This window comes from Bradyrhizobium campsiandrae (assembly GCF_014529705.1).
GTDB lineage: Bacteria > Pseudomonadota > Alphaproteobacteria > Rhizobiales > Xanthobacteraceae > Bradyrhizobium > Bradyrhizobium campsiandrae.
This window is the reverse complement of the sequence record NZ_JAANIH010000040.1, coordinates 70,675-81,456: the sequence shown is the minus strand read 5'-3', so window position 1 is coordinate 81,456 and position 10,782 is coordinate 70,675. Positions and strand designations below refer to the sequence as shown.

Sequence of the window (10,782 nt, the reverse complement as noted above, 5' to 3'; positions counted from 1 at the left end):
CTCCCCGACCCTCCCCCACAAGGGGGGAGGGAACGGAGACGGCGGCGCCCGGCCGCTTGGAAAGCTGAGGGTCCGTCGGAATCACGCCGTCCCCCCGATCCGCAGTTCGCGCGCTTCGATCCCCAGCGGCCCATGGGTCGCCGCGATGATCATTCCGCCGCGGCCAAGATGCTCGCGCATCAGGCCGCCGAACATGTCCTGGCCGGCGACATCAAGCGCATTGGTCGGCTCGTCCAGCAGCCAGACCGGCCGCCGGACCGTCAGCAGCCGGGCCAGCGAGAGGCGGCGGCGCTGTCCCGCCGACAGGAAGCCCGCGGGCAGATGGGTGGCATGGTCGAGCCCGACCGTGGCGAGACTTTCCGTCGCATCACGCCGCTCGCCGCCCAGAAAATCGGCCCAGAATGACAGATTTTCCGCCACGCTCAGAGCCGGCTTCAGCGCGTCCCGATGGCCGAGATAGTGGCACTGCTCCGGCAGCGTCAGCTCGGTATCGCCGCCGTCGAGCGCGATCGTGCCGCCGGCCGGAACGAGCAGGCCGGCGATCAGCCGCAGCAGCGAGGTTTTGCCCGCCCCGTTGCGCCCCACCACCGCCACGGCTTCGCCGGAGATGGCCTCGAAATCGAGCCCGGAAAACACCTCGCGGCCGCCGCGCACGCAGGCGACCCCGCGTCCGGACAGCCGCATCTTGACTGGTGCCGTCACATTCAAAGCCGGGCCTCAGGAAATCTTGGGGTAGCGCATCAGAATTTTTGGCTCGCGACTTGCTCGGGTTTGATGTGGCTGTGGCGGCGCGGTTAGAAAACTTCTATAAGCCCGGAACTACTTGATGCAGCAACTCAACCTGCCCCCGCAAGCCATCCAGCCTGCTCCGCTGACGGTGTTAAAATACCCTGCCGGGTATGTCTAACAATTGGGATTTCCTACATGACCTCGCTCGACAGCTTCAAATGCAAAAAGACCCTCAAGGTCGGCGCCAAGACCTATGTCTATTACAGCCTGCCCACGGCCGAGAAGAATGGTCTGAAGGGCATCTCGAAGCTTCCCTATTCGATGAAGGTCCTGCTCGAAAACCTCCTGCGCAATGAGGACGGCCGCTCGGTCAAGAAGGAAGATATCGTCGCGGTCTCCAAATGGCTGCGCAAGAAGTCGCTGGAGCATGAGATCGCGTTCCGCCCGGCCCGCGTGCTGATGCAGGACTTCACCGGCGTGCCCGCCGTCGTCGACCTCGCCGCGATGCGCAACGCGATGCAGAAGCTCGGCGGCGATGCTGAAAAGATCAACCCGCTGGTCCCGGTGGACCTCGTCATCGACCACTCCGTGATCGTGAACTTCTTCGGCGACAACAAGGCTTTCGCCAAGAACGTCACTGAAGAGTACAAGCAGAACCAGGAGCGCTATGAGTTCCTGAAGTGGGGCCAGAAGGCGTTCTCGAACTTCTCGGTCGTGCCGCCCGGCACCGGCATCTGCCACCAGGTGAATCTCGAATATCTCTCCCAGACGGTGTGGACCAAGAAGGAGAAGATGACGGTCGGCAAGAAGACCGGCACCTTCGAGGTCGCCTATCCCGACTCGCTCGTCGGCACCGACTCGCACACCACCATGGTCAATGGTCTCGCCGTGCTCGGCTGGGGCGTCGGCGGCATCGAGGCGGAAGCCTGCATGCTCGGCCAGCCGCTGTCGATGCTGCTGCCGAACGTCGTCGGCTTCAAGCTGAAGGGCGCGATGAAGGAAGGCGTCACCGCGACCGACCTCGTGCTGACGGTGACGCAGATGCTGCGCAAGCTCGGCGTCGTCGGCAAGTTCGTCGAGTTCTTCGGCCCCGGTCTCGACAACCTCTCCGTCGCCGACAAGGCGACCATCGCCAACATGGCGCCGGAATACGGCGCGACCTGCGGCTTCTTCCCGGTCGATGCCGCCGCGATCGATTACCTCAAGACCTCCGGCCGTGCCGCGCCACGCGTTGCGCTGGTGCAGGCCTATGCGAAGGCACAGGGTCTGTTCCGCACCGCCAAGTCAGCCGATCCGGTGTTCACGGAAACGCTGACGCTCGACCTCGCCGACGTCGTGCCGTCGATGGCCGGTCCGAAGCGTCCCGAAGGCCGCATCGCGCTGCCGTCGGTCGCCGAAGGTTTTTCGCTGGCGCTCGGCACCGAATACAAGAAGGCCGAGGAGCCCAACAAGCGGTTCGCCGTCGAGGGCAAGGACTACCAGATCGGCCATGGCGACGTCGTCATCGCGGCCATCACCTCCTGCACCAACACCTCGAACCCGAGCGTGCTGATCGGCGCGGGCCTGTTGGCGCGCAACGCGGCTGCCAAGGGCCTGAAGGCCAAGCCGTGGGTGAAGACCTCGCTCGCCCCGGGCAGCCAGGTGGTGGCGGGCTATCTCGCCGATTCCGGTCTGCAGAAAGATCTCGACAAGGTCGGCTTCAACCTGGTCGGCTTCGGCTGCACCACCTGCATCGGCAATTCCGGCCCGCTGCCGGAAGAGATCTCGAAGTCGATCAACGAGAACGGCATCGTCGCCGCCGCCGTGCTGTCAGGCAACCGCAACTTCGAAGGCCGCGTCTCGCCTGACGTGCAGGCCAACTATTTGGCTTCGCCGCCGCTGGTCGTCGCCCACGCGCTCGCCGGCAGCGTCACCAAGAACCTCGCCGTCGAGCCGATCGGCGAAGGCAAGGACGGCGAGCCAGTGTATCTGAAGGACATCTGGCCGACCACGAAGGAAATCAACGCCTTCATGAAGAAGTTCGTGACCTCGGCGATCTTCAAGAAGAAATATGCCGCCGTGTTCAAGGGCGATGCCAACTGGCGCAAGATCAAGACGGTCGAGAGCGAGACCTATCGCTGGAACATGTCTTCGACCTATGTGCAGAACCCGCCCTATTTCGAAGGCATGAAGAAGGAGCCGGAGCCGGTCACCGACATCGTCGAGGCGCGCATCCTTGCTATGTTCGGCGACAAGATCACCACCGACCACATCTCGCCCGCCGGTTCGATCAAGCTCACCTCGCCCGCGGGCAAATATCTCAGCGAGCACCAGGTGCGTCCGGCCGACTTCAACCAGTACGGCACGCGGCGCGGCAACCACGAAGTGATGATGCGCGGCACCTTCGCCAACATCCGCATCAAGAACTTCATGCTCAAGGGCGCCGACGGCAACATTCCGGAAGGCGGTCTCACCAAGCACTGGCCCGACGGCGAGCAGATGTCGATCTACGACGCCGCGATGAAGTACCAGCAGGAGCAGGTGCCGCTTGTCGTGTTCGCCGGCGCCGAATACGGCAACGGCTCCTCGCGTGACTGGGCTGCGAAGGGCACCCGTCTGCTCGGCGTGCGCGCCGTGATCTGCCAGAGCTTCGAGCGCATCCATCGCTCCAACCTCGTCGGTATGGGCGTGCTGCCGCTGACCTTCGAGGAAGGGACCTCCTGGTCCTCGCTCGGCCTGAAGGGCGACGAGAAGGTCACGCTGCGTGGCCTGGTCGGCGACCTCAAGCCGCGCCAGAAGCTGACCGCGGAGATCGTCTCCGGCGACGGTTCGTTGCAGCGCGTTTCGCTGCTCTGCCGCATCGATACGCTGGACGAGCTCGATTACTACCGGAACGGCGGTATTTTGCACTATGTGCTGCGCAAGCTCGCGGCTTAAGCGCGAATTTGTGAACGATGGCTCACCGCGACGTGAGTAGAAGGTTAAACGAAGGCGGCCTATCACAAGGCCGCCTTCGCACGTTTGTGGCATGTTTCAGATGGGCCCGTCCGGCGCACAGCGCGTCTTGGTCGGTTGAAACTGCAGCGCCCGTAAGACTACGGTGACCATCAGGCGATAAGATCTCCCCCCCACGACCTACCATGTGTGACGTTCAACATGACTGGAATGATGGCTTCTAATTTCGTTTCGCGATGGTCCGGCGCGCTTTGGTCGGGAGCACTCGGCATCTGCGCCATCGTCGCCGTCATCCGTCCTGCCGAGGCCGACCCCCGCGCCGTTGTCGAATTGTTTACCTCGCAGGGCTGCTCGTCCTGCCCGCCTGCCGACAAGGTGATCGGCGACCTCGCCAAGGATCCCTCGATCATCGCGCTGAGCATGCCGATCGATTATTGGGATTATCTCGGCTGGAAGGACACGCTGGCGGATTCACGTTTCTCGGCGCGGCAGCGCGCCTATTCGCGCATGCGCGGCGACCGCGAGGTCTATACGCCGCAGGTCGTGGTCAACGGTGCGACGCATGTCATCGGCAGCGATCGCGACGGCATCGAAAATGCGATCGGCAAGACCGACATGGGTGCGGGTGTGATGAGCGTGCCGGTGACGATGTCGCTCGCCGGCAAGCAGATCAACGTCTCGGTCGCCGCGAGCAAGGAGCCGACGGTCTCGCATGGCGAGGTCTGGATCTGCTCGATCTCGAAATCGGTGCCGATCGAGATCAGCCGCGGCGAGAACCGCGGACAGCAGATCACCTACCACAACGTCGTGCGCAATCTGCTCAAGGTCGGCGACTGGAACGGACATCCGGAGAGCTGGACCGTGCCGCTCGAGAATCTGACCTCGCGCGACGGCGTCGACGGTGCCGTGGTCTATGTCCAGGACGGCAACCGCGAGAAGCCGGGTGCGATGCTGGGCGCGGCGTACACGTCGCTGCACTGAAGCGCAGCGCGTCTCTTCCGATACGCAACTACTCGAACCCCTCGTGGTGAGGAGCGCGCCCTTGCGCGCGTCTCGAACCATGCAGGCCCACGCTGACGCAGCTTGGCCTTTCATCCTTCGAGACGCCGCGCAGGCGCGGCTCCTCAGGAGGAGGAGAAAGGCTGAAGCGCGGCTGTTCGGAGAGAGTTTCGTCGCGACAGCAACATCCCGACCCAAACAAAAAAGGACCAACTCGCGTTGGCCCTCCTTGTCGCGCGTACAGACCCGATCCTGTCCGGCCCCGGGGGGCTGGGGGCTGAGGAATCCGGAACCGAAAGGACCGGGTCAACGCACACAAGTCTTTTCGCAATGCAGGGCGGCAGGCGGTTGGCGGAAAAGCGGCGATCCTGTGATTCCTGCTAACGATCCCGTGACGGTTTGCCGCTGAGAAGTTCCACCGTGGCGTGTGCCATGATTCGCCGGCAGGCCGCGGCGGCGAACCCGGTCCCTGAGGGAGCGCTCAAGAGCCCCTTGCGGCGGGGAACAGTTGGCGCAATCATACAGATGTCATGATCCGCGGCTCCGGGGACGGTCTTCGCGGAGGCGGTCATGCTGACGCGATGAGGAGGCGCCCCATGAGTTTGACGTCGGAGGATGCCGATCCGAGCGAGCAGCGCGCAGTGGCGCGTCCCGCCACTGCGAATGCCCAGCCGAACCGTGTGACGTTCAACCGGCTCGAGCTGAATCGAATTCTCAATCTCTACGGCCGGATGGTCGCCGATGGCGAGTGGCGCGACTATGCCATCGATTTCCTGAAGGACCGGGCCGTGTTCTCGGTCTATCGCCGCGCCTCCGAAGTGCCGATCTACCGCATCGAGAAAGATCCGCGGCTCGCGCGCAAGCAAGGCATGTACAGCGTGATCTCGGCGACCGGCCTGATCCTGCGCCGCGGCCACGAGCTCGAGCGTGTGCTGCTGGTGATCGATCGCAAGCTGGCGGTGGTCTGACCACGGGTAGGAGGTCGTACGAGACCTACTTTGCCGGCACGCTTCTCGCGCCCTCGCCGAGGTCGCGCTGCATCATCACCGTATCCAGCCAGCGGCCGAATTTCAGGCCGACATTCGGATGCGTGCCGATCATCTTGAAGCCGCCTCTGGTGTGCACGCCGATCGAGCCGGCATTGGCGGAATCGCCGATGACGGCGATCATCTGGCGGAAGCCGCGCGCCTCGCATGCGGTAATGAGGCGCTCCAGCAGCAGCGAGCCGATGCCGCGGCGGTGGAAGGCGGGATCGAGATAGATCGAGTTCTCGACCGTGAAGCGGTAGGCCGGCCGCGGCCGGTAGGCACCGGCATAGGCGTAGCCGGCAACGTGGCCGTCGACGGTCGCGACGAAATAGGGATAGCCGCCGTCGACCAGGGCGCGGTAGCGGCGCGTCATCTCGGCGAGGTCAGGCGGATCCAGCTCGAACGTCGCGGTGCCCTCGCGGACGGCCTGCTGATAGATGGCGGTGATGGCGGGGAGGTCGGCCTCAAGCGTGGGCCTGATTTCGGGTGCGGTCATGGGGAAAGATTAGAGCGTTCCCGTGGGCGCTGGAAGGGGTAACGGGGCTTCCACACACTCCGTCATTGCGAGGAGCCCTTGCGACGAAGCAATGACGGTGTTTGCGGCGCCTACCCCGGCCCAAACAAAAACCCCGGCCTTGCGGCCGGGGTTCGTGTCCGTTCTCTCGGGTCTTGTCCGGTCTCGTGCGCTTAGTCGCGCTGGCCGAGCAGCTGCAGCAGCAGCGTGAACAGGTTGATGAAGTTCAAATACAGCGACAGCGCACCGGTGATGGCCGCACGCTCGGCGATGTCACCGCCGGCCGAGGCGTAGCCGTAGATGTAGTCGTTCTTCAGCCGCTGCGTATCCCAGGCGGTGAGGCCCGCGAACACCAGCACGCCGACCACCGAGACGATGAACTGCAGCGCGGTGCTGGCCAGGAACAGGTTCACCAGGCTCGCGATGATGATGCCGATCAGGCCCATGAACAGGAACGAGCCCATGCCGCTCATGTCACGCTTGGTGGTGTAGCCGTAGAGGCTCAGCGCGCCGAAGGTCGCCGCGGTGATGAAGAACACCCGCACGATCGAGGTGTGCGTGTACACCAGGAAGATCGAGGACAGCGAGATGCCCATCAGCGCCGAGAACACCCAGAACAGGATCTGGGCGGTCGAGGGTGCCAGGCGGTTGATGCCGGCCGAGATCACGAACACCATGGCGAGCGGCGCCAGCATGAACAGATATTTCAGCGGGCTCACGAACATGGCGTAGCCGAACGGCGTCAGGAACAGCTTGCCGACGCGGACGGCTTCCGGGGTCGGAACGTCAGTGACGGCAGCCATGTAGACACCGAGCGCGGCAAGGCCGGTGATGGCAAGGCCAATGCTCATGTAATTGTAGATGCGCAGCATGTAGGCGCGCAGACCGGCATCGACCGTCGCGGCGTCAACACGCCCGGCGGCCCTGCCGAAAGGAGAAGCGTAATTGCGGTCTAGGTCCGACATGGTCGAATTCCCGTTGGTTGGTCCGGTCCGCATGAGGGTCGTCATGCCGCCGGTTCGTCAAATTCTATCTCGGATACCGATGCCTGCCGACTAAATTTTGGCTCACAATCGGGGCTCCGAACCCATCCGATATGTGGGAAACTAACACATCCGCTGCAACGGTCCACGCGCGGCCGAATGTCGCCCTTGGCCCCGTTCCTGACGCGAGCCTGACAGGCAGACGTGGTTAATCGCAAGAATCGTGCGATTTCGGTCCCCGCGCCGGGCAACCGCTACCTTTTGTCACAAATTCCGCAACACCGTGGCGGGCTTTTTGTTCAACGCCAGGAGCGTGCCGGCAAGCCCAAGTCCGACGGTGACGACCAGGGCGGCCGCCACCACGCCGGCCGCGCTTGCCGCCTGCCAGACGAAGGTCAGCGTCATCAGCCGCGTCACGATCATCCAGGCGGCGATGCTGCCGGCGATCACTCCGAACACGGCAGTGGCGAGCCCGATCAGGAGATATTCGAGCGCATAGGCGCCGAGCAGCCGCAGCCGCGTTGCGCCCAGTGTCTTCAGGATCACCGCATCATAGACCCGGTGGCGATGGCCGGCGGCGAGCGCGCCGCCAAGCACCAGGATCGCCGAGATCAGGGTCACGGCGCTGGCGCCGCGGATCGCCAGCGCCAGATTGGTCACGACCGCGCCGACCGTTTCCATCACCTCGCGCACGCGCACGCTCGTCACCATCGGATAGGCGTCGGCGACCTGCTTGATGATCTTGCCGTCACCGGTCGCATCGCCGCCGGCCTCCGTCAGCGTCGCGATGTGGGTGTGCGGTGCGCCCTTGAAGGCGTTCGGCGAGAACACCAGCACGAAATTGATGCCGAGGCCCTGCCAGTCGATAGTCCTGAGATTGCCGATTTTCGCCGGGATGTCGCGGCCGAGCACGTTGACCACGATGTCGTCGCCGAGCCTGAGTCCGAGCCCGTCGGCGATCTTCTTCTCCATCGAGACCAGCGGCGGGCCGGAATAGTCGGCGCCCCACCATTCGCCCTCGACCACCTTGGAACCCTTCGGCAGCTCGCCGGTATAGGTCAGGCCGCGGTCGCTTTGCAGCACCCACTCGGAATCGGTTGTCGGCTTGAGGTCCTCGGCGCGCACCCCGCGCGCGGCGACGATGCGCCCGCGCAGCATCGGCACGTCCTCGACCTTGGCGCCAGGGGCGACCTGGCGCAGATAATCGTCGAACGCGGCGGCCTGCGTGCTCGGAATGTCGATGAAGTAGAATGACGGCGCGCGATCGGGCAGCGCGGCGAGGAATTGCCGGCGCAGATTGCCGTCGATCTGGGTGATGGTGACGAGCACGGCGAGGCCAAGCCCGAGCGACAGCACGACCGACGGGGTCAGCGCGCCCGGGCGGTGGATGTTGGCGATCGCGAGCCGCAGCATGGTGAAGCGCGTGCGCGGCAGTTTTCGCGCGATCGCCATCAGCAGCGCGGCGACGCCGCGCAGCACGGCGAAGACCACGACGGAAGAGACCACGAACACCGCGGCGATGCGCTTGTCGAAGGATAGGCCAATCACCACGGCAATCAGCAGCGCGACGACGACGCCCATGAAGGCGAGATAGCCCCAGCGCGGCCGGTGCCATTCGGCGGCAATCGTGTCGCGGAACAGCGCGGCGACCGGCACGTCGTGCACGCGTCCGAGCGGCCACAAGCCAAAGGCGAGCGCGGTGAGGAGGCCGTAGACGAAGGACAGCGCGAGCTCGCCCTCATGCACGGCCGGCACCACCGGCAGCGGCAGCAGCTTGCCGAACAGGCCGACGATGGCGAACGGCATCGCCGCCCCGAGCGCGAGCCCGATCACCGAGCCGATCGCGGCGAGCAGCACGACTTGCGCCAGATAGATGCCGAACACGTCGCGGCCGGTGGCGCCGACGGCCTTGAAGGCCGCGATCACCTCGAGCCGGCGATCGATATGGCTCTTCACGGCATTGGCGACGCCGACGCCGCCGACCAAAAGCGCAGCGAGACCGACCAGGGTGAGGAACTGGGTGAAGCGGCTGATATTGCGTTCGAGCTGCGGCGAGGCGTTGGAGCGGCTGCGCACCTCCCAGCCGGCCTCTGGCGCGGCAGTGCGTGCATCGGCGATGAAATCGTCGGTGGCGCGGTCGCTGTTGGCGGCATCAGGCAGTTTGACGCGATAGACCCAGCGCACCAGGCTGCCGGGCTGGATCAGCCCGGTGGCGCGCAACGCCGCCTCGCTGATCAGGAAGCGCGGACCGAAGCCGATGCCGCCGGCGAGCTTGTCGGGCTCGGCCTCGACGCTCGAGCGGATCTGGAATGTGGCCGAGCCGATGGTGACGCGGTCGCCGACCTTCAGCGACAGCCGCGCCAGCAGCGTCGGATCGGCCGCGGCGCCGAAGGCGCCGTCACGCTCCGCAAGCAGGTCGGCCAGCGGCAGCTGTGGTGCCAGCGTCAACTGGCCCAGCATCGGATAGGTGCCATCGACCGCCTTCATCTCGACCAGCGCGAGCTTGCCGTCAGCCGAGCGTGCCATGCCGCGCAGCGTCGCCGCGGTCGAGACCGTGCCGCGCGAGCGCAGGAAGGCGACCTCCTCGGGTTTGGCCTCGCGCTGGAACAGCACGAACGAGACGTCGCCGCCGAGCAGCGTGCGGCCTTCGCGTGCGAGGCCGTCGGTCAGGCTCGCCGAGACCGAGCCGACACCCGATATCGCCATCACGCCGAGCGCGATGCAGGCGATGAAGACGTAGAAGCCACGCAGGCCCCCGCGCAATTCGCGCAAGGCATAACGCAGCGACAGCGCGACGCCGTTCGGCTTCGCAAACGGTTCGGTAGCGACGCTCATGCTTGCGTCGTCTGCGTGTCGATGCGGCCCGAGCGCAGGCGGATGACGCGGTCGCAGCGATGCGCGAGCGAGGAATCGTGCGTCACCAGCACCAGCGTCATGCCGCGTTCGGCATGCTTGGTGAAGAGCAGGTCGACGATCTGCCTGCCCGTGGTCTCGTCGAGATTGCCGGTCGGCTCGTCCGCGACGAGGATGGCGGGATCGGGCGCCAGCGCGCGCGCCAGCGCAACGCGCTGCTGCTCGCCGCCGGAGAGCTGCGTCGGATAATGATGCAGGCGGTCGCCGAGCCCGACCGATTGCAGTTCCTGGGCCGCGCGCTTGCTCGCATCGGGGTTGCCGGCGAGCTCGAGCGGTACGGCGACGTTCTCCAGCGCCGTCATGGTCGGGATCAGATGGAAGGACTGGAAGACGATGCCGACCTGGCGGCCGCGAAAGCGCGCCAGCGCGTCCTCGTCGAGGGCATTGAAAGGCGTGCCCGACACCACCACCTCTCCGCTATCAGGACGCTCCAGCCCCGCCATCACCATCAGCAGCGTGGATTTGCCCGAGCCTGACGGGCCGATCAGGCCGATCGTCTCCCCCGAGCCGACGCGCAGGCTGATATCCTTGAGGATGTGAACGCGTGCCGCGCCCGATCCCAATGAGAGATTGACGTTGGAGATGGCGATGGTGTCCGGCGTGGTGCCGGCGAGCGAAGAGGGAGAGATGCTGATGTCCATGGTCCGGTCATATGGCAACTCCGCACGCGCGGTCGAGAGGC

General features: G+C 65.2%; 8 protein-coding genes. 3 read left to right on the top strand and 5 right to left on the bottom strand.

Annotation, left to right across the window (positions count from 1 at the left end):
* Positions 1–81: 81 nt before the first annotated feature.
* Complete coding sequence (gene ccmA, locus G8O24_RS26665) at positions 82–684, bottom strand: heme ABC exporter ATP-binding protein CcmA (RefSeq protein ID WP_188104589.1); 603 nt, start codon at positions 682–684, stop codon at positions 82–84.
* A gap of 240 nt (positions 685–924) precedes the next feature.
* Between ccmA and acnA the strand changes: the two genes are divergently transcribed.
* The 3 genes from acnA to G8O24_RS26650 all read left to right on the top strand — a co-directional run bounded on the left by acnA (position 925) and on the right by G8O24_RS26650 (position 5,630).
* Positions 925–3,645 carry an aconitate hydratase AcnA gene (gene acnA / locus G8O24_RS26660; protein WP_188104587.1) on the top strand — a complete coding sequence of 907 codons (2,721 nt, stop codon included), beginning with the start codon at positions 925–927 and terminating at the stop codon, positions 3,643–3,645.
* Between the two features lie 219 nt (positions 3,646–3,864).
* Complete coding sequence (locus tag G8O24_RS26655) at positions 3,865–4,644, top strand: DUF1223 domain-containing protein (protein ID WP_188104586.1); 780 nt, start codon at positions 3,865–3,867, stop codon at positions 4,642–4,644.
* 614 nt (positions 4,645–5,258) lie between these two features.
* Positions 5,259–5,630 carry a DUF2794 domain-containing protein gene (locus G8O24_RS26650; protein WP_188104584.1) on the top strand — a complete coding sequence of 124 codons (372 nt, stop codon included), beginning with the start codon at positions 5,259–5,261 and terminating at the stop codon, positions 5,628–5,630.
* 25 nt (positions 5,631–5,655) lie between these two features.
* Here the strand turns inward: G8O24_RS26650 and G8O24_RS26645 are convergent, their stop codons facing one another.
* The 4 genes from G8O24_RS26645 to G8O24_RS26630 form a co-directional block, all read right to left on the bottom strand.
* Positions 5,656–6,186, bottom strand: coding sequence for a GNAT family N-acetyltransferase (locus G8O24_RS26645; protein WP_188104582.1), 531 nt, complete (start codon positions 6,184–6,186; stop codon positions 5,656–5,658).
* 191 nt (positions 6,187–6,377) lie between these two features.
* Positions 6,378–7,169, bottom strand: coding sequence for a Bax inhibitor-1/YccA family protein (locus G8O24_RS26640; protein ID WP_188104580.1), 792 nt, complete (start codon positions 7,167–7,169; stop codon positions 6,378–6,380).
* A gap of 282 nt (positions 7,170–7,451) precedes the next feature.
* The gene (locus G8O24_RS26635; RefSeq protein WP_188104578.1) at positions 7,452–10,022 is read right to left on the bottom strand and encodes an ABC transporter permease; all 2,571 of its coding nucleotides are present in this window, start codon (positions 10,020–10,022) and stop codon (positions 7,452–7,454) included.
* A complete protein-coding gene (locus G8O24_RS26630) occupies positions 10,019–10,741 on the bottom strand; it encodes an ABC transporter ATP-binding protein (protein ID WP_188104577.1) in 723 nt (240 codons plus the stop codon). The genes G8O24_RS26635 and G8O24_RS26630 overlap by 4 nt, the downstream gene beginning before the upstream one ends.
* Positions 10,742–10,782: the final 41 nt, after the last annotated feature.